General features: G+C 60.5%; 16 protein-coding genes. 15 read left to right on the top strand and 1 reads right to left on the bottom strand.

Annotated features, from left to right (window positions below):
* Positions 1–2,966, bottom strand: a 2,966-nt coding sequence (locus FQ182_RS18760; RefSeq protein ID WP_149494038.1) for a retention module-containing protein, incomplete at its 3' end; no start/stop codon positions are given.
* Positions 2,967–3,305: 339 nt separating this feature from the next.
* On the opposite strand from FQ182_RS18760, the gene FQ182_RS18755 reads away from it, so the two are divergent.
* The 15 genes from FQ182_RS18755 to FQ182_RS18685 all read left to right on the top strand — a co-directional run bounded on the left by FQ182_RS18755 (position 3,306) and on the right by FQ182_RS18685 (position 20,288).
* Positions 3,306–4,655, top strand: coding sequence for a TolC family outer membrane protein (locus FQ182_RS18755; RefSeq protein ID WP_133103588.1), 1,350 nt, complete (start codon positions 3,306–3,308; stop codon positions 4,653–4,655).
* Between the two features lie 40 nt (positions 4,656–4,695).
* The gene (locus tag FQ182_RS18750) at positions 4,696–6,852 is read left to right on the top strand and encodes a type I secretion system permease/ATPase (protein ID WP_149414264.1); all 2,157 of its coding nucleotides are present in this window, start codon (positions 4,696–4,698) and stop codon (positions 6,850–6,852) included.
* The gene (locus FQ182_RS18745; protein ID WP_149414263.1) at positions 6,842–8,206 is read left to right on the top strand and encodes an HlyD family type I secretion periplasmic adaptor subunit; all 1,365 of its coding nucleotides are present in this window, start codon (positions 6,842–6,844) and stop codon (positions 8,204–8,206) included. Before FQ182_RS18750 ends, FQ182_RS18745 begins: the two co-directional genes overlap by 11 nt.
* Before the next feature lie 272 nt (positions 8,207–8,478).
* Positions 8,479–9,363: a TauD/TfdA family dioxygenase gene (locus tag FQ182_RS18740; RefSeq protein WP_149414262.1), complete on the top strand. Its 885-nt coding sequence runs from the start codon at positions 8,479–8,481 to the stop codon at positions 9,361–9,363.
* A gap of 14 nt (positions 9,364–9,377) precedes the next feature.
* On the top strand, positions 9,378–10,403 hold the full coding sequence (locus FQ182_RS18735) for an ABC transporter substrate-binding protein (RefSeq protein WP_149414261.1): 1,026 nt from the start codon (positions 9,378–9,380) through the stop codon (positions 10,401–10,403).
* Position 10,404: 1 nt separating this feature from the next.
* A complete protein-coding gene (locus tag FQ182_RS18730) occupies positions 10,405–11,256 on the top strand; it encodes an ABC transporter ATP-binding protein (RefSeq protein WP_149414260.1) in 852 nt (283 codons plus the stop codon).
* 26 nt (positions 11,257–11,282) lie between these two features.
* Entirely contained in the window at positions 11,283–12,131 is an 849-nt protein-coding gene (locus tag FQ182_RS18725; protein ID WP_149414259.1) for an ABC transporter permease, read from the top strand.
* Between the two features lie 333 nt (positions 12,132–12,464).
* Complete coding sequence (locus tag FQ182_RS18720; protein ID WP_149414266.1) at positions 12,465–14,072, top strand: glycosyltransferase family 39 protein; 1,608 nt, start codon at positions 12,465–12,467, stop codon at positions 14,070–14,072.
* 66 nt (positions 14,073–14,138) lie between these two features.
* Positions 14,139–14,390, top strand: a complete 252-nt coding sequence (locus tag FQ182_RS18715) for a DUF2789 domain-containing protein (protein ID WP_149414258.1) — start codon at positions 14,139–14,141, stop codon at positions 14,388–14,390.
* 144 nt (positions 14,391–14,534) lie between these two features.
* Entirely contained in the window at positions 14,535–14,966 is a 432-nt protein-coding gene (locus tag FQ182_RS18710) for a MarR family winged helix-turn-helix transcriptional regulator (protein ID WP_149414257.1), read from the top strand.
* Positions 14,963–17,041: an FUSC family protein gene (locus FQ182_RS18705; protein WP_149414256.1), complete on the top strand. Its 2,079-nt coding sequence runs from the start codon at positions 14,963–14,965 to the stop codon at positions 17,039–17,041. Before FQ182_RS18710 ends, FQ182_RS18705 begins: the two co-directional genes overlap by 4 nt.
* Entirely contained in the window at positions 17,038–17,247 is a 210-nt protein-coding gene (locus FQ182_RS18700; protein ID WP_149414255.1) for a DUF1656 domain-containing protein, read from the top strand. The genes FQ182_RS18705 and FQ182_RS18700 overlap by 4 nt, the downstream gene beginning before the upstream one ends.
* The gene (locus FQ182_RS18695; protein ID WP_149414254.1) at positions 17,244–18,134 is read left to right on the top strand and encodes an efflux RND transporter periplasmic adaptor subunit; all 891 of its coding nucleotides are present in this window, start codon (positions 17,244–17,246) and stop codon (positions 18,132–18,134) included. The genes FQ182_RS18700 and FQ182_RS18695 overlap by 4 nt, the downstream gene beginning before the upstream one ends.
* Positions 18,131–19,573 (top strand): efflux transporter outer membrane subunit, encoded by a 1,443-nt coding sequence (locus tag FQ182_RS18690; RefSeq protein ID WP_149414253.1) that lies wholly within the window; start codon positions 18,131–18,133, stop codon positions 19,571–19,573. The genes FQ182_RS18695 and FQ182_RS18690 overlap by 4 nt, the downstream gene beginning before the upstream one ends.
* 82 nt (positions 19,574–19,655) lie before the next feature.
* Complete coding sequence (locus FQ182_RS18685) at positions 19,656–20,288, top strand: NADH:ubiquinone oxidoreductase subunit N (protein WP_149414252.1); 633 nt, start codon at positions 19,656–19,658, stop codon at positions 20,286–20,288.
* Positions 20,289–20,371: the final 83 nt, after the last annotated feature.

Here is a 20,371-nt window from a genome sequence, read left to right as displayed (position 1 = left end):
ACTTCGTCGATGGTGTCTTTGACGAGGGTGTCCGCTGCGCCGCCGACAATTTGCAGCTTCTCGAAGCTACCGCCCGTGATGCCGTCCGGCTTGATGGTGGCCGAGACAGTGCTTTCGTCTTTGAAGACGTCATCGGTTGGAGCGTCGAACTTCGTTTCGCCCGAGAGGTTGCCCTTAACGATTTCAATCACGGCCCCGTTGCTGAGGGTGACGGTCATGTTGCTGCCGGCTGCGTGGCTCAGCGTCGCGGTGTAAGTAACCTGGCCGCCTTCGCTGACTTCACCCGATGCAGTCAACTTGATGGTCGACGGAGTTTCAGTATCGATAACGGTGGTGCCAGCCGGTTTATCGCTGACGGTAAGTTTTTCGTACTTCTCGCCGCCGCTGACCACTTGGGTAATGGTGTTGGAGATCGCGGGATTAACGTAAACGTCCGCCGGAACGGTGATGGTTGCGGTGCCCGACGAAGCGTTGTTGGCGATGGTGATGGTTTCGCCGTTGGCCAGTTTTACGACCAGGTCGGAGCCGAGGTTTAGAACTGGCTTGCCGTCTTTGCCCAGCAAAGAAGCGGTATAGGTGATCTCGCCGCCTTCATTGATGCTTGGAGTGGCGTGGAGAGAAACGGTCACTTCGTCGATGGTGTCTTTGACGAGGGTGTCGGCTGCGCCGCCGACAATTTCCAGCTTCTCAAAGCTACCGCCGACGATGCCGTCTGGCTTGATGGTGGCCGAGACAGTGCTTTCGTCTTTGAAGACGTCATCGGTTGGAGCGTTGAATTTCGTTTCGCCGGAGAGGTTGCCCTTAACGATTTCAATCACGGCCCCATTGCTGAGGGTGACGGTCATGTTGCTGCCGGCCGCGTGGCTCAGCGTCGCGGTGTAAGTAACCTGGCCGCCTTCGCTGACTTCGCCGGAGGCGGTCAGTTTGATCGTTGTAGTATCCAGCGAGTCGACGATTTTGGTCTCAACCGGCGCGGTATTAGGCGTCAGTTGCTCAAAGTTGCCGCCGGTGGTGGACTTGATGAAGTCTGTAACGGTGCTGCCATTGTTGTAAACATCGTTGACCGGCGTATCGACCACGACGAAGCCGCTGGTTTTCCCGGCTTCGATGGTGATCACCGCACCGCTGTTCAGCGTCACGGTCACGGCCGTGTCGGCGGGATTGGTCAGTGTGGCGGTGTAGGTAATCTTGCCGCCTTCAACAATCGAGCCTTCAGCGCTCAGCGTCAGGCCGGTATTGTCCAGCGAGTCGACGATCTTGGTCTCAACCGGCGCAGTGTTAGGTGTCAGTTGCTCAAAATTGCCGCCGGTGGTGGACTTGATGAAGTCTGTAACGGTGCTGCCATTGTTGTAAACATCGTTGACCGGCGTATCGACCACGACGAAGCCGCTGGTTTTCCCTGCTTCGATGGTGATCACCGCGCCGCTGTTCAGCGTCACGGTCACGGCGGTGTCGGCAGGGTTGGTCAGTGTGGCGGTGTAGGTGATCTTGCCGCCTTCAACAATCGACCCTTCAGCGCTCAGCTTCAGGCCGGTGTTGTCTAGCGAGTCGACGATCTTGGTCTCAACCGGCGCAGTGTTAGGTGTCAGTTGCTCAAAATTGCCGCCGGTGGTGGACTTGATGAAGTCCGTAACGGTGCTGCCATTGTTGTAAACATCGTTGACCGGCGTATCGACCACGACGAGGCCGCTGGTTTTCCCGGCTTCGATGGTGATCACCGCGCCGCTGTTCAGCGTCACGGTCACGGCGGTGTCGGCAGGGTTGGTCAGTGTGGCGGTGTAGGTGATCTTGCCGCCTTCAACAATCGACCCTTCAGCGCTCAGCTTCAGGCCGGTGTTGTCCAGCGAGTCGACAATCTTCGTCTCAGCCGGCGCAGTATTGGGCACCAGACTCTCAAAATTCCCACCCGTCGTCCCAGTAATCGTGGTGCTGACTGTACTGCCATTGTTGTAAACGTCATTGGCCGGGGTATCGACCACCACCGTGCCGGTGGACTTGCCCGCTTCAATGGTAATCACCGAGCCATTGCTCAAGGTGACGGTCACCGGCGTTTGTGCCGGGTTGGTCAGCGTCGCGGTGTAAGTGATCTGGCCGCCTTCGGTCACGCTCTCGCCCGCCGTCAGCGTGACGGTGGTGGTGTCGATGGTGTCGGTGATCTGGGTCACGGCCGGCGCCGGGTTGATGGTCAGATCCAGGTTGGTGCCGCCGGTGGTGCCGGTAACGGTGACGCTGATCTGGCTTGGATCGATATAAGGGCTGTCATTCGGCGCCATGGGCACGTTGACGGTGCCGGTCAACTGGCCTGCCGGGATGGTGATCACCGAGCCATTGGACAGGGTGATGCTCAGGTCGCTGGTGGGTGCTTGGGTCACAGTGGCGGTGTAGGTCAGCACGCCGCCAGCTTCGGTGATGGTCGGCGTGGCACCCAGGGTAAGGGTCGATGGCACGGGCGCGGCTGGGCCCGCTTGGTCAGCGTTGGTGGTCGGTTGCGCGGCGAGGCGCTCGGTCAATGGGGCCGTGGTAACGGCCAGGCCGGCAGTCGGGAAACCAATCGTTGGGTCAACGCGGCCTGCGGTTGCATCGAGCACCACGAAGCTGTGACCACCACCCGCGGCGCCCGTACCTGCAGCGGTTGTGCCCGCAGCGGTGGCTTCCAGCTCGGTGGTCGGGTCGGCGCCGGCGGCGATGGCTTGCTGCAGTTCGGCAACCGACGGTGCGGCTTGCGCGGTGGCCTCGGCCAGGTCGGTGCTGGAGTCGGGGGCGTCGGCGCTCCACTGGGTGTCGCGGCCCAGGTCCAGGGTCCGGCCGTCGGCCAGTTCCAGACTCACGGCGCCGGAGAGACCGGTGTCTATCTGGTCTCCGACGAACAGACGATCACCTTCAACGAGGACACGTCTGACCCCTTCCGGAGAAATGACGAACACTTGGCCAACAATGCTTTTAACGATGGCAACAACGCTGCTCATTGAAGATTTCTCCGGCGATCCGTTCGGGTGACTTCCATAGTCCTGACAATCATTTAGATGCCAGTTTGGAGGTGCTTAAGTTTTGACAGATTAATCGTCAATAATTTGGCTGTAATTTTTTGGAAATTAACTTTATGCCAAACTATTGACCTTATGGGCTCCATCCTAAACAATCGTCCCACTAATGTCACATTGATATTTACGTGGCGAATCGTCCTACGGTGTGTGATCCAGTTCCGCTTTTGAACTTTCCGACGCACGGTCATTACGGTTGCCATTTTTCGACGCAGCGACATGAGTTGCTGTGATTTGAGACAAGAAGTCCTGGGGAATTTTTTAATGCGTTTGCAACTGCTCAAGGCTATACCGTTCGTCCTCGCCGCCAGCTTCGTACAAGCACAAACATTGCCCCAGGCCATGCAGCAAGCGCTGGATGTGCATCCGGAGATCCAGGCGGGCGTCAACAGCCGCCTGTCTGCCGACTACCAGTTGCGAGCCGCCCAGGGCGGTTATTTGCCGCGCGTCGATCTGAACGCCGGGTACGGTCGTGAAGGCACCGATAGCTCGTCTACCCGAACCAATAGCAGCAACCACTGGGACACGCTCAATCGCAGTGAATCCAGCTTGCGCCTGCAGCAAATGATTTTTGACGGCTTTGCTACTTCCAGCGAAGTCGGGCGTCAACAAGCCAACGTTAACTCCCGCGCGTACTCCCTGCTCGGCACCTCCGAGCGCACTGGATTGACAGTGGCCCAGGTTTACCTCGACGTGCTGACTCGTCGTGAATTTGTGCGCCTGGCCGAAGACAACCTGCGCAACCACGAACGAATCTACGACCAGATCAAGTTGCGCACCCAGCGTGGCGTGGGCAGCGGTGCCGACCTTGACCAGGCCGAAGCCCGTCTGGCCCAGGCCCGCAACAATGTGATCACCGAACAGACCAACCTGGCCGATGCCCAAACCAACTACCTCAGCGCCGTTGGCCAGATGCCGGACCAGTTGGAACGTCCTGCCCCATTCATGGCACTGCTGCCGGTCGACTTGAATGAAGCGCGCCGCCAGATGCTCGACAACAGCCCGATCCTGCGCTCTGCCGAATCCGATATCGTTGCCGCCGAAAAGCAGTACGAAGCGGCCAAGTCGTCCTTCTACCCGCGTTTTGATGCTGAGCTTGGCACCAACGCCGATAACAACATCGACGGCGACGCCAGCCACAACAATGGCTGGGAAGCCATGGTGCGTATGCGTTTCAACCTGTTCGCCGGTGGCAGCAACAAGGCCGACCTGCAATCCAAGTCCTACCAGTCCAACCAGGCCCTGGATATCCGCAACAACGCCTTGCGCCAGTTGAACGAAGAGCTGGGCCTGGCCTGGAACGCCCTGAACAACGCCAATGCCCAGGTGCCGATCGCCCAGCAATATGTCGACCACAGCAACAACGTGCGTAGCGCCTATCAGAAGCAATTCAGCCTCGGCGAGCGGACCCTGCTGGATTTGCTCGACAGCGAGAACGAGCTGTTCACTGCCTCCCGGCGCCTGGAAGAGATAAAAAACGTTCAGTTATTTACTCAGTACCGAATCAAGGCGACCATGGGCGAGTTGCTCAAGAGCCAGGGAGTGGTCGCACCGATGGCCTCCGTCGTACAAAACGATGTGAAGCCGAAGGTTCAACTGCCTGGGATGAATTGAGTAAAAACTCATTGTCCAATCGTTAGTTGAGAGTGTTCGCGTGGAATCAGAAGTCAGTCGAGATTATCTCAGTCATGATCCACGCGCGCTGCACGACGACCCGTTACTCGACGGATTGTTGACGCTTTGTGCCCTGCACCAGAAGCCGGCCAGTGCGGCGATGCTCACCACCGGCCTGCCGCTGCCCGCGCAGCGCCTGAGTGCTGATCTGCTGGCTCGTGCCGCCGCCCGTGCCGGGTTGCAGGGGCGTTTGCTGCAACGCAAGCTCGAACAGATCCCCACCATTGCCCTGCCGGCGCTGCTGTTGCTCAAGGACGGTCGTAGCACCGTGCTAGTCGGCTGGCAAGGCGAGGACGAAGCGCGAATCCTGCTCAGCGAAAGCGACGGCGGTGAAGTGATCATCAAGCGCGAGCAGCTCGCCGATGACTACACCGGCAAAGTGTTCTTCGCCCAGCCCCAGCACAAATTCGACGTCAACCACGGCACCCTGATTCCCCGTGCCCGCTCGTGGTTTCGCGACACCTTGAAGCGTTCGCGCTGGCTCTACACCGACGCCATCGCCGCCAGTTTCCTGATCAACATCATCGCCATGGCCGCGCCGCTCTTTGTGATGAACGTCTACGACCGCGTGGTGCCGAACCAGGCCACGGCCACCCTGTGGGTGCTGGCCATCGGCATCGGCGGCGCCTACTTGTTCGACCTGATCCTCAAGAGCCTGCGCAGCTTATGCCTGGACCTGGCGGGGAAAAAGACCGACCTGATCATCTCGGCCACGCTGTTTGAGCGCATTGTCGGCATGTCCATGAAGTACCGCCCGGCGCGGGTCGGCAGCTTCGCCCAGAACATCCACGAATTTCAGAGCCTGCGCGATTTTCTCGCGTCCCTGACCCTCACCAGCCTGATCGACCTGCCGTTCACCCTGCTGATCTTCCTGGTGATCGCCATCCTCGGTGGTCACCTGGTGTGGGTTCCGGTGCTGGCGTTCCCGATTGCCCTGGGGATCGGCTACGCCCTGCAAAAACCCCTGGTGGCGACCATGGAACGAACCATGGCCCTGGCCGCCGAGCGCCAGTCGAGCCTGATCGAAACCCTAGCCGGGCTGGACGCGGTCAAGGTCAACAACGCCGAAAGCGAACGCCAGTACCAGTGGGAACAGACCATCGGAACCCTCAGCCGTCTTGAACTGCGGGTGAAGTTGCTGTCGGGCCTGTCGATGAACATAACCTTGCTGATCCAGCAACTGGCCGGCGTCATCATGATCGTCTTCGGCGTGTACCAGATCATTGACGGTAACCTCAGCATGGGCGGCTTGATCGCCTGCTACATGCTCAGCGGCCGCGCCCTGAGCCCGCTGGCCTCGCTGTCGGGCCTGCTGACCCGTTACCAGCAAGCCAAGGTCACTATGACCTCGGTGGACCAGATGATGGAGTTGCCCCAAGAGCGCAATTTCGAAGAACGCCCTATGAGCCGCCGCACCCTGCAAGGCGCCATCGAGTGCCGTGGCCTGAACTTCACCTACCCGAACCAACAGAACGCGGCGCTGAAGAACATCAACCTGGTGATCAAGCCCGGCGAGAAAATCGGCATCATCGGCCGCAGCGGTTCGGGCAAAAGCTCTCTGGCCAAACTGCTGGTGGGCCTCTATCAACCGGACTCCGGTGCGCTGTTGGTAGACGGCGTCGACATCCGCCAGATCGACGTCAGTGAATTGCGCCACAACATCGGCTATGTACCGCAAGATATCCAACTGCTGGCCGGTACCCTGCGCGACAACCTGGTCTCCGGCGCCCGCTACGTCGAAGACGAGGTGGTCCTGCAAGCCGCCGAGCTTGCCGGTGTGCATGAGTTTGCCAGCCTGCACCCCCAGGGCTACGAGCTGCAAGTCGGCGAGCGTGGGCAGAACCTGTCTGGCGGCCAGCGGCAAAACGTCGCCCTGGCTCGCGCCCTGCTGCTCAACCCGCCTATCCTGCTGCTCGACGAACCGACCAGCGCCATGGACAACACTGGTGAAGAACGCTTGAAACAACGCCTGCAAGCTGTGGTGGCAAACAAGACGGTGGTGCTGGTCACGCACCGTGCCTCGCTGCTGTCCCTGGTGGACCGCCTGCTGGTGGTCGACCGTGGGCAGATCCTCGCGGACGGCCCGAAAGCCGTGGTTATGGAAGCGTTGAAGAAGGGGCAAATCAGTGTCGCTTAACTCTATCAAAGCTTCGATCGGCAGCTATTTTAAAGGCTCCGAATCTCTTCATGATCAACCGCTGCCCGAGGTCAACAAGGCGTTGATCGAAGATGCGCCGCGGGTCATCCGCCTGACCATCTGGGCGATCATCGCGTTCTTCCTGTTCTTGATGACCTGGGCGTATTTCTCCAGCATCGACGAAGTAACCCGTGGCGACGGCAAAGCCATTCCGTCCTCCAAGCTACAGAAAATCCAGAACCTGGAAGGCGGTATTGTCGCCGAGTTGTACGTGCATGAAGGCCAGATCGTTGAAGCCGGTGCTCCGCTGATTCGCCTGGATGACACCCGCTTTGCCTCCAACGCCGGTGAAACCGAAGCGCAGCGGCTGTCCATGGTGCTGCGAGTCGAACGCTTGAGCGCCCAGGTGGATGATCGTCCGCTCAATATCACTGACGACGTGCTCAAGGCTGCGCCAAGCCAGGCGGCCAACGAACGCTCCTTGTACGAGAGCCGTCGCCAGCAGCTCAAGGATGAGATCGGCGGCTTGCAGGAGCAACTGGTGCAGCGCCAACAGGAACTGCGCGAGTTCAGCTCCAAGCAAGGTCAGTACCGCAACCAGTTGAGCCTGCAACGCCAGGAAATCAACATGTCCGAGCCGCTGGTGGCCCAGGGCGCGGTATCGCCGGTGGAAGTGCTGCGCCTCAAGCGCGCCGAGATGGAAACCCGTGGGCAACTGGATGCCACTACCCTGGCCATTCCCCGCGCCGAATCGGCGATCAAGGAAGTGCAGCGCAAAATTGACGAGACCCGCGGCAAATTCCGCAGTGAAGCCCTGACCCAACTCAACGAAGCCCGCACCGAACTGAACAAGGCCGAGTCCACCGGCAAGGCCCTGGAAGATCGGGTCAGCCGCACCCTGGTGACCTCGCCGGTACGTGGCATCGTCAAGCAACTGCTGGTCAACACCGTTGGCGGCGTGATTCAGCCAGGCAGCGACATGGTGGAAATCGTGCCGCTCAACGACACCCTGCTGGTGGAAGCCAAGATCCGCCCCCAAGACATCGCCTTCCTGCATCCGGGGCAGGAGGCGATCGTCAAGTTCACCGCCTATGACTACACCATCTACGGCGGCCTCAAGGCCAAGCTGGAACGCATCGGCGCCGACACCATCACCGATGAAGACAAGAAAAACACTTACTACATGATCACCCTGCGCACCGACCGCAGCCACCTGGGCACCGATGAGAAGCCGCTGCTGATCATCCCCGGCATGGTCGCCTCGGTGGACATCATCACTGGCAAGAAAAGCATCCTCAGCTACCTGCTCAAGCCCATCATCCGGGCGCGGGCAGAGGCGTTGCACGAGCGCTAATCCAGATTGAATACAGGAGTTGATGTAGCAGTTGTCGAGCGCCAGCGAGGCTACGTCGGCTGCACCACCGACCTCAAGCCTGGCCTCGGCACGGAGTTGCACCTGTCGCCGCCTCGCTAAAGCTCGGCGGCTGCTACGAAAGTGGAGAGGGCCGCACCCCGGCGGCCCTCTGACGCTGCGGCCCAAAAGCCATATAGATATTCTCTAACGGTATTTAAACTGCGGTTCTTATATCTATAAAGTCACTCTCCTGATCGCTCGGGAGTGAACCCATGCCTGCAACCTCCGCTGTTCCAACCACCACCCAAACTTTCGACATCCGCCCATTCCCCGGCAGCGTCGGCGCCGAGGTGATTGGCCTGGACCTGTCCCGCCCGGTCAACGACCAGGACTTCGCCCGCATTCACCGCGCTCACCTGGACCACCACGTCGTGGTCTTTCGCGACCAACGCATCACCCCCGAACAGCAGATCGCCTTCAGCCGCCGCTTTGGCGTGCTGCAGATCCACGTGCTCAAACAGTTCCTGCTGGCCAACCACCCGCAAATCCTTATCGTCTCCAACATCATCGAGAACGGCCAATCCATCGGCCTGGGAGACGCCGGCAAGTTCTGGCATTCGGACCTTTCCTATAAGGAACTGCCGAGCCTGGGCTCGATGCTCCACGCCCAGGAGCTGCCGTCCGAAGGCGGCGACACCTTGTTCGCCGATATGCACAAAGCCTGGGAGCAACTGCCCGAGCACTTGCGCCAGGCCATCGAAGGCCGCAGCGCCGCCCACTCCTACACCGCGCGCTACAGCGAAACCAAATTCGAAGGCAACTGGCGCCCGACGCTAACCCCCGAGCAACTGGCCCAGGTCGCCGAAGTGGTACACCCCATCGTACGCACCCACCCGGAAAACGGCCGCAAGGCGCTGTTCGTCAGTGAAGGCTTCACCACCCGCATCGTCGGCCTGCCGGAGGACGAAAGCCGCGACCTGCTGGCCCAGCTCTACGCCCACAGCGTGCTGCCGGAAAACATCTACCGCCACCAATGGCAGCCCCACGACCTGGTGTTCTGGGACAACCGCTCGCTGGTCCACCTGGCCGCCGGTTGCCCCAGCTACCTGCGCCGCAAGCTGTACCGCACCACCATCCAGGGCGACGCGCCTTTCTGATTCGGAGCAGCACCATGTCCAAGAAAACTCCATTCGCACGACTGGCCGCAACACTTGGCCTAAGCGTCAGCCTGCTGGCTGGCAGCCTGATCGCACCGGCCGTAGCCCAGGCGGAAGGCGAAATTCGCATCGCTGAACAGTTCGGCATCGTCTACCTGTTGCTCAATGTGGTGCGCGACCAGAACCTGATCGAGAAATACGGCAAGCAGGAGGGCATCGACATCAAGGTCGACTGGACCCAACTGTCCGGTGGCGCGGCGGTCAATGACGCGTTGCTCTCCGGCTCCATTGATATTGCCGGCGCTGGTGTCGGTCCGCTGCTGACCATCTGGGACCGCACCCACGGCAAGCAGAACGTCAAGGCTGTCGCCTCCCTGGGCAACTTTCCTTACTACCTGGTGAGCAACAACCCCAAGGTCAAGACCATCGCTGACTTCACCGAGAAAGACCGCATCGCCGTGCCTGCCGTCGGCGTTTCCGTGCAGTCGCGCTTCCTGCAATACGCCGCCGCCAAGCAATGGGGCGACAAGGAATTCGATCGCCTGGACAAGTACACCGTCGCCGTTCCGCACCCGGATGCCACCGCTGCACTGATCGCCGGCGGCACTGAGCTGACCGGGCACTTCTCCAATCCGCCGTTCCAGGATCAGGCGCTGACCAACCCCAACGTCCATGTGGTGCTCAATACCTATGACCTGTTGGGCCCAAACTCGCCGACGGTGCTGTTTACCACCGAGAAATTTCGCAACGACAACCCGAAAACCTATAAGGCCTTCGTCGAGGCATTGACCGAAGCCGCGCAGTTCGCCCAGAACGATAAAGGCGCTGCCGCCGACACCTACATCCGCGTGACCAAGGCCAAGATCGACCGTGCTGCGCTGCTGAAAATCATTGATAACCCGCAATTTGAATTCAGCGTTACGCCGAAAAATACCTACCCGCTGGCCGAGTTCCTCTACCGCGTCGGCGCCATCAAAAACAAACCTGAATCGTGGAAGGATTACTTTTTTCAGGATGCCAAGCCGTTGCAAGGGAGCTGAGATGAACGCGCCCTTGCAAGGCCACACGGCCAGCAACCTGCAGACCCCTTCCGCGCTGCTGTCGGTGGACCATGTCAGCCTTGAATACCGCACGCCTGAACGGGTGGTGCGGGCCACGCATCAGGTCAGCTTTGAGATCGACCCGGCCGACCGCTTTGTGCTGCTGGGGCCTTCGGGCTGCGGTAAATCAACGTTGCTCAAGGCCATCGCCGGGTTTATCAAACCCTGTGAAGGCGAGATCCGCTTGTTGGGGCAAAAGGTCGACCAGCCGGGCCCGGACCGTATCGTGGTGTTCCAGGAATTCGACCAACTGCCACCGTGGAAAACCGTCAAACAGAACGTCATGTTCCCACTGCTCGCCTCCAAAACCCTCAAGCGCCGCGAAGCCGAGGAGCGGGCACTGCACTACCTGGAAAAAGTCGGCCTGACGGCCTTTGCCGATGCCTATCCGCACACGCTGTCCGGCGGCATGAAAGCGCGTGTGGCGATTGCGCGAGCCTTGGCCATGCAGCCGAAAATCCTGCTGATGGATGAGCCCTTCGCTGCCCTCGACGCTTTGACCCGGCGCAAGATGCAGGAGGAGTTGCTGCTGCTCTGGGAAGAGGTGCGCTTCACTTTGCTGTTCGTCACCCACTCCATTGAAGAAGCGCTGGTGGTGGGTAATCGCATCCTGTTGCTGTCGCCTCATCCGGGACGGGTTCGCGCGGAAATCCACAGCCATCAATATGACCTGCACAGCCTTGGCGGTGTGGAGTTCCAGGCCTCGGCGCGGCGCATTCATCGGCTGTTGTTTGATGAAGTGCCTGAAGCCGAACGTGAGCTGGGTTTCGCCGATATCCGCATCGCTTATTGAAGGGCTGCACCTTGAAGGATTACAGCATGCGCCAGGAATATGAAGTCACCCTCCAACCGCTGCTCAGCGTCCCCGTGGAACGCGAGCTGCCTCTGCGTCAGCGTCTGTGGCAACAAGGCTGGCTGCGCAAAAGCATGATCCTGATCGTGCTCGCCATCCTCTGGGAAGCGGCCGCTCGTTATCAGAACAACGACTTGCTGCTGCCGAGCTTTTTGCAGACCTTCCACGCGTTCTACGACGGCATTGCCAGCGGCGAGTTGCTGGGCAAGGTCAGCATTTCGCTGGTGGTGCTGCTCAAGGGCTATCTGATCGGCATCGTGCTGGCATTCGCCCTGACCACCTTGGCGGTATCGACCCAATTGGGCCGCGACCTGTTGAGCACCCTGACCTCGATGTTCAACCCGTTGCCGGCGATTGCGTTGTTGCCGCTGGCGTTGTTGTGGTTTGGCCTGGGGCAGAACAGCCTGATTTTCGTGCTGGTGCATTCGGTGCTGTGGGCATTGGCGCTTAACACTTACTCGGGGTTTCTCGGCGTCTCGGAAACCCTACGCATGGCTGGGCGCAACTATGGCCTCAAGGGCATGCGCTTTGTGCTGTTCATCCTGATTCCGGCGGCGTTGCCGTCGATCCTCGCCGGGCTGAAAATCGGCTGGGCGTTTGCCTGGCGTACGCTGATCGCCGCCGAACTGGTATTCGGCGCCACCAGCGGCAAGGGTGGCCTGGGCTGGTACATCTTCCAGAACCGCAATGAGCTGTACACCGACAAGGTTTTTGCCGGGCTGGCAGTGGTGATCCTCATCGGGCTGCTGGTGGAAAACCTGGTGTTTGACACCCTGGAGCGGGTCACCGTGAAACGTTGGGGCATGCAGCGCTAATAGCGTCAGCGAATAGAAACACTAAACCTGTGCCGAGGACCCCGGGGGTTGGAATTGCCTGAGGCCGTGGTTAATCGGCGTCACGCATTACCGTGTCGGAGCAGGCACAGCCAGAAGACCGATGTGCATGAGGTGTCCTTGATCCTGAATCCTTGGAAGGCGGCAATGATAGCGCGAACCTGCAAAGGCATCAGTGCAGGCCTACGAAGAATTCAGATTTGTCCGATTGGTGGCAAAACGGCAGGCGAATCAAGGTCTTTTGACCTAGAGTGGCGAGTGTTCGCGCAAGCGCGGGTTTTGCCCTGGAGAAGGGCCGTGGGTGAGGAAATAGAGGTGCGACGCTCTGTGGCGGAACAAGACGACAAGGTCGGGGCCTGTACTGTGCTCAACCCCGACCTGTGGGGGAGCGCAGGCTGGATCAGTCGGCTCTGGTGGGTGCCGCTCCTGGCGCTGGCCATGGCCTTGCGTTTCTATGGCTTGACCGCCTCAGCGATCTGGGGTGATGAAGGTTCAAGCCTATTGCTCAGTGAGTATTCTCTGACTGACCTGTGGTTCCACGCCGCCCATGACGTTCATCCGCCGCTGTATTTTTTCCTGCTGCGCGGTTGGATTGAACTGTTTGGTGACGGGATTTTCTCCATTCGCAGCATGAGTGCGATCCCCGGTGTCATCGCCGTCGGCCTGGGTATCTGGCTGACTCGCGTGATTGCGACCCGCCGCGCGGCGGTGCTGGCAGCGATTCTGCTGGCGCTGCTACCCACGGCGGTGCGCTACAGCCAGGAAGTGCGGATGTACTCGTTGCTGGGCGTATGGCTGCTGGGCGCCACCCTGGCGCTGGTCTATTGGGCCCGGCAACCGCAGCGGACGCGGTATCTGGTCGTCTATGTACTGTTGATGACGGCGGGTTTCTATACCCATTACTTCACCGCCCTGTGCGTGCTGGTGCACTGGTCGTGGCTGGCGTTGCTGCGACTGCTACGCACGTCTGGCTTGCGGCTTGTTACCCGCGCGCCCTGGTGGTGGGCCAATGTCGCCATCGTCGTGCTGTATTTGCCCTGGCTGCCGAACTTTCTGGGCTTGGTGCAGCACATCGAACAGCTCAAGGTGGGCGGTGATATCGGTTGGGAAGAGCCGGTCAACCTGTTCTCCGTGCCAGCGATGATTTGGCAGTTTCTCATCCAGGACGAAGGCGACGGCCTATGGCAGCCATTGTTTTTGCTGTTGCCGGTGTTGCTATTGGCAGTGGTGGGCGTGACCGCCTGGCGGGATCAAGGCAGCTACCGGTTTGGTGGGTTGCTGGCACTGTTTTTCATGCTGCCATTGCTGTTGGTCTTTGGGGTTTCGTTCATTTCCCCGGTCTTTATCGAGCGTTATCTCACGGTGTATGCCCTGGGCTTGCCGATCCTCCTGGCATTGGCGGTGGATCGCTTGTTGGTACGTTTTTCGATACTTGGCGCAGCCCTGTTCGTGTTGTGTATCGCCGTGGAGCTGGTGGGGTTGAAAAACAACTTCGCTGTCGATGAGCATGACCAGTTCAACGTCCCGGTGGAGTTCGTCAACCGCAACTACCAGGAGGATGACCGCATCGTCCTCAGCGACATGATGTGGTACCTGAGCTACGTCTATTACGACCAGACCGATGCCCAGTTGCAGCTCTACACTCCGCCCAAGGCCGATGGCACGCCAACGCGCCCCAATGCCTATGGTTTTGGCACCCTGGTGGATCAGGACGGTGGGCGGATCTACCTCGATCGTTTGTCGGCTATACCTGCCGATACTCGACGCGTGTGGTTGATCAGCAGCAATGAAGCGCCGGATGACTTTGCCCCTCTGCCCGAAGGCTGGCGCCAGATCAGTCAGCAGGGCGGCGGCGGCGCTCGGGCGCGCCTGTTTGTGCTGTGTAACGTGCCGGAGGCGATTCACCGGGAGGGCTGCGATTAAGCTGCGCCAGGCTTATGCTCGCCTGTGAGGCTAGACTCAAGTGAACCCCCTGCTCAGGAACACACTATGCAATCCCCAGTCCACAGCTTGCCGTCTTTGTTCAAGCAACTCGGCCTGCCCGATGACCCGATCAGCATCGAGCGTTTCGTCGCCGTCCACTCTCCACTCAAGCCCGAACTGCACCTGGCGGATGCGTTTTTCTGGACGGACAGCCAGAAGGCGTTCTTGCGGGATGAGATTTTGGATGATGCGGATTGGGCGGAGGTGGTGGATGAATTGAATTTGATGTTGCGGCGTAGCCGAGACATGAACGCGTAGGAATGCAGCACTGCTTACTCTGCGTCTCCAAATCCACCAATTTGTATCAAAACTTGACGGGCTCGTATCCATCCACCATATTGATAGTTAGCAAACTAACTGTATGCGAACAATCAAGTGTCCCCAAATCTCGAACAACTTCACATGAACATCAGCAGCAGCATGGTGGTGGGTGCCAGGCACTGGCGAAAAATCTGCCAGACCACGCTGGTGAGCTTCGGCATTTCCGAAGCCTGCGCCGTGCCGCTGTTGATGATCGGCCGTCTCGGCGACGGAGTGCATCAGGTCAAGGTCGCTCAGGCGTCAGGGATGGAAAGCCCATCCCTGGTGCGCCTGCTGGACCAGCTGTGCAGCGCAGGTTTTGTGTGCCGCAGCGAAGATATTCACGACCGCCGCGCCAAGGCCCTGAGCCTCACCGCCCGTGGCCGTGAGCTGGTGCAAGCGGTGGAAGAGCAACTGGTGCGCCTGCGCCGTGAAGTGCTGGCGGACATTGCTCCCCAAGACCTGGAGGCCGCCTTGCGCGTGTTGCGCGCTTTCGAAGGCGCCCATCAGCACCCTGCGGTAGTGCCTTCTTGAACGGATTTTTTACCGGCATGCCGCCGGCACGAGACTGGTTCTATGGAGTAAGAACGTTCGCCGCCTCGATGATCGCGCTGTACATCGCCATGCTCATGCAAATGCCGCGTCCGTATTGGGCGATGGCCACCGTGTATATCGTCTCAAGTCCCTTTGTAGGCCCCACCAGTTCCAAGGCGTTGTACCGCGCCATCGGCACCTTTCTCGGGGCGATGGCGGCGGTGTTTTTTGTGCCGATGTTTGTGCAGACGCCTTACCTGCTGGTGGTGGTCATTGCGTTGTGGACCGGAATTCTATTGTTCCTGTCCTTGCACCTGCGCACCGCCAACAGCTACGCGCTGATGCTGGCCGGCTACACCTTGCCGCTGATCGCCCTGCCAGTGGTGGATAACCCCTTGGCGGTGTGGGACGTGGCCGAGGCGCGCGCTGAAGAAATCTTCCTCGGTATCGCCGTGGCGGCGGTGGTCGGCGCGATGTTCTGGCCTCGGCGCCTGGCGCCGGTGTTTGATGATTCGGTCAGCAAATGGTTTGCCGATGCGCAGGTCTACAGCCAGCGTTTCCTCAGTCGTAATGTGCAGCCCAAAGAGGTCAGCACGTTGCGCGGCGGGATGGTCGCCACCTTCAACACCCTGGAATTAATGATCGGCCAACTCCCCCACGAGGGCGCGCGGCCGCAAACGGTGCGCAACACCAAAGAGCTGCGCGGGCGGATGATCCACCTGCTGCCGGTGGTGGAGGCCCTGGATGACGCCTTGTATGCCCTGGAGCGCCGCACCCCGGAGCTGGTCGGCAAATTAGCGCCGCTGTTGGCGGCCACCACCGAGTGGCTGGAAAGCACCAAAAAGGACGCGCCCGTCGAACGCTGGCGCGTCCTGCGCGATCAACTTGAAGCCCTGCAACCCGACGCCGACGCCCTGGACGACCGCTATCAACTGCTGTTCTCCAACGCCCTCTATCGCCTTGGCGAATGGATCGATTTGTGGCAAGACTGCCGCAGCCTGCAAGTGGCCATCCAGTGCGGAAACCTGGACACCTGGCGCGCTGTCTACCGCCACTGGCGCCTGGGCCGGCTGACGCCATTCCTCGACCGAGGCCTGATGTTCTACTCGGCGTTTTCCACGGTCAGCGCGATCATCGTCGCCTCGGTGTTGTGGATTCTGTTGGGCTGGACCGACGGCGGCAGCGCGGTAATTCTCGCGGCGGTAGCGTGCAGCTTCTTTGCCTCGATGGACGACCCGGCGCCGCAGATCTACAAGTTCTTTTTCTGGACCGCGCTGTCGGTGGTGTTCGCCAGCCTCTACCTGTTTCTGATCCTGCCCAACCTGCATGATTTTCCGATGCTGGTGCTGGCCTTCGCGGTGCCGTTTATCTGCGTCGGGACCCTGACCGTACAGCCGCGTTTTTACCTGGGCATGCTGCTGACCATCGTCAACACGTCCTCGTTTATCAGCATTCAGGGCGCCTACGACGCAGATTTTCTAAGCTTCGCCAATTCCAACCTGGCCGGCCCCGTGGGCTTGTTGTTCGCCTTCCTCTGGACCCTGATCGCCCGCCCGTTCGGCGCGGAGTTGGCGGCCAAGCGCCTGACCCGCTTCAGCTGGCGCGACATCGTCAGCCTCACCAAGCCTGCAACCCTGGCCGAACATCGGCACATGGGCGCGCAAATGCTCGACCGGCTGATGCAACACCTGCCGCGCCTGGCCATCATCGGGCAAGACACCGGGATCGCCCTGCGCGAGTTGGGCGTGGCGCTGAGCCTGATGGACTTGCAGGCCTACTCGCCAAGAATCCTCGGCGTGCCTCGGGTGCTGCTCAACCAGGTGGTGGAGGACGTCGGCGTCTATTTCAAGGCGTGCCTGAAAGCCGGTGAACGCTTGCCGACTCCCAGCGGTCTGCTGATGACCCTGGACCGCACCCGCCGCGCCCTTAACGGGCAAGGCCTGCAAGGCGAAGACGAGACCCGCTTGCACCTGCTCCATGCCCTCAGCGGTTTGCGCTTGTCACTGTTGCCGGGCGTGGAGTTTGTCAGCGCAGGCGAGATGGACGCGCCGCTACCTGATGGAGCGCCTTTATGATCGGTGATCTGGATATCAGCGGGGTGTTCCTGCCCACGCTGCTGGTGCTGATGGGCATTACGTATGTGTTGTACCTGGTGGTGCACGGGCTGTTGACGCGCTTCCACTTCTATCGCCTGGTCTGGCACCGGGCATTGTTCAATGTGGGTCTCTACGCTCTGTTACTGGGCGCAGTGGATTCACTCAGTCGATACCTGATGACATGAAAAAACCTTTTTTGACCATCGGCCGCGTGGTCCTGACGTTATTGGTGGTGACCTTCGCCTGCGTCGTGGTCTGGCGCATGGTGATGTACTACATGTTTGCGCCCTGGACGCGGGACGGGCACATCCGCGCCGACATCGTGCAGATCGCCCCGGACGTTTCCGGGCTGATCCAGCAAGTGGACGTGCGCGACAACCAATTGGTGGTGCGCGGCCAGGTGCTGTTCTCCGTCGACCAGGACCGCTTCAAGTTGGCCTTGCGCCAAGCCCAGGCCTCCATGGCCGACCGTCAGGAAACTCTGGCCCAGGCCCAGCGTGAAAACAAACGTAACCGTGGCCTTGGCAACCTGGTGGCCAGCGAGCAACTGGAAGAAAGCCAGTCCCGCGTGGCCCGCGCCCAATCGGCCCTTGCCGAAGCGCAAGTGGCGGTGGACAGCGCTCAGTTGAATCTCGACCGCTCGGTAATCACCAGCCCCGTGGATGGTTACGTCAACGACCGCGCACCACGAGTCAAGGAGTTCGTCACCGCCGGGCGCCCGGTGTTGTCGGTGGTGGACAGCAACTCCTTCCACATCGACGGTTATTTTGAAGAGACCAAGCTGGACGGCATTCACGTCGGCCAGAAAGTCGACATCCGCGTGGTCGGTGACCGCGCCCGCCTGCGCGGCCATGTGCAGAGCATCGTCGCCGGCATCGAAGACCGCGACCGCAGCAGCGGCGCCAACCTGTTGCCCAACGTCAACCCGGCGTTCAGCTGGGTGCGCCTGGCCCAGCGGATTCCGGTGCGCATCGCCTTTGACGAGGTGCCGGCGAACTTTCGCATGATCGCCGGGCGCACGGCCACGGTATCGATCATCGACGACCAGCCCAATGCGGGAGACAAACCATGAAACGGCTGTTAGCAACCGCTGGGCTGGGGTTGTTGCTGTCGGCTTGCCAAGTGGTTGGGCCGGATTATCAACTGCCGGATCAGGCCGCGGTGAACCGTGGTGACCTGCAAGGGCAGATGGCCGGGCAGGGCGCCAACGTGGTCTCGGCACCGGTGCCCGCCGATTGGTGGAAGCTCTATCAGGACTCGCGACTGGATCAACTGGTGCAACAGGCCATGGCCTCCAATACCGACTTGCGCGTCGCGGCAGCCAACCTGCAACGGGCGCGTTTCCAGGTGCAAGAAGCGCAGTCTGCGGGCGGCTGGAGCGGCGGAGTCAAGCTGGGTGCCCAGCGCTTGCAGGAATCCGGCGAAGCGTTTTTGCTGGCGGATAAAGTGCCAGTGGGCAACGTCGGTGACGTCGGCATTACCACCTCGTATCAGTTCGATCTGTTCGGCACTTTGCAGCGCGGTATCGAAGGCGCCCAGGCCAATGCCGATGCGACCCAGGCGGCCGTCGATACCGCCCGTATTACCTTGGTAGCGGATGTGGTGCGTTCCTACACCCAAGTCTGCGCGGCTAATGAGGAGCTGGGAATCGCCCGGCATTCCCTCGACCTGCAAGCACAAAGTACGAGCCTGACCCAACGCCTGCGGGACGCCGGCCGTGGTGATGAGACCCAGGTCACCCGTTCACAAACCCAATTCAAATCCCTGCGCGCCGAACTGCCGCGTTATGAAGCATTGCGCCAGGCTGGGTTGTTCCGCCTGTCGATGCTGCTGGCCAAGCCCGTCGACCAACTGCCTGCCGGCACCCGCGATTGCGCCGAGCTACCGCACATCGCCCAACTGCTACCGGTGGGCGACGGCGCCACGTTGCTCAAGCGTCGCCCCGATGTGCGCCAGGCCGAACGCCGCCTGGCTGCCGCCACCGCTGGCATCGGTGTCGCCACCGGCGAGCTGTACCCGGACATCAGCATTGGGGCCTCCATCGGCACCGTCGGCCTGCTGGAAAACCTCGGCAAACCCGCCGCCAACCGCTGGGGCTTCGGACCTTTGTTGAGCTGGACGGTGCCGTCCAATGGCTCCCGCGCGCGCATCCACGAAGCCGAAGCGGCGACCCAGGGCGCGCTGGCGCATTTCGACGGGGTGGTGCTCAACGCCATCCGCGAAACCCAGACCGGCCTGGCGCAATACACCGCTCAGCTGGAGCGCCGCGACGCCCTGGCCGATGCCGAACAGTCGGCGCAACAGGCTGCCGACCAGACCCATCGCTTCTTCCAGGCCGGCCGCGCGTCGTTCCTGGCAGACCTGCAAGCTACCCGCACCTACACCGACATGCGCGCCCAGTTGGCCCAGGCCAACACCCAGGTCGCCATGAGCCAGATCGATTTGTTCCTGGCCCTGGGCGGTGGCTGGGAAAGCGGACGAACGCAAGGCACAGAACCCAGCAAACCCTGAGACGGTTGCTATGCTTTGATCAGTTGGGCTTTCGTGATGGCCCCGCTGATCACTGCTCGCGTTGCTCATGGGGATTCCAATAATGAAAAACCCTTATGCTCCCGCTTTCTGGTGCGTGTTCTTCGCACTGGTGCTGCTCTCGGCAACTTACTTCTACGGCATCATGCTTGCCCATCAGATCGACAAGGCCATGGTGTTCCTCGACAGTGCCTGTGCGCTGATTGCCGTGCTGTCCATTGGTGTGGTGGCCTGGGCTTCTTACCAAGGCCAGCGAACCAAGAAAAAACTCCTCGAACAAGGCAAGACGCGGGTGGCGATCTGGGACACCAAGGTTGCCCTGCGCCGTGTCGAAACGGTGTTCGACCGCTATTTCTGGGGCAGTTACTGGCAACCGGGGCGCACCTTCCAGGAAGTCATGGGCGAACTCACCGGCACGCCCCTGGAAAAAAGCCTCGAAGCCCTGAAAAAACAATGTGTGGCCCTGGACCGGCAAGTGGCCGACGGACGGCATTGGCTCAATAACGCGCGAGAACTGTCCGATGTTGCCACCGACATGGCCCGTGAGCGTTATCAGCTGGACTTTTGCGATCCCAAGTCCGATACGCCGGGCAATGCGGTGATTCATCGCGAGTTCGAAGTGCTGGTGTACACCTGGACGGCGCGATTGAAGAGTTTTGATCATCAACTCGACGAGATCGATCTGGAATATTCCTGAGCCCCCTCCCGTAGCAGCGAGGCCGCGTCCGACCGCTGCTACGGAGCCTATGCTAATCTTTCACCGGATTTTTCGGCGGGCTT

The organism is Pseudomonas sp. ANT_H4, from assembly GCF_008369295.1.
Taxonomy (GTDB): Bacteria; Pseudomonadota; Gammaproteobacteria; order Pseudomonadales; family Pseudomonadaceae; genus Aquipseudomonas.
The sequence above is the reverse complement of the archived record's forward strand: the minus strand, read 5'-3'. Positions and strand labels throughout refer to the sequence as shown.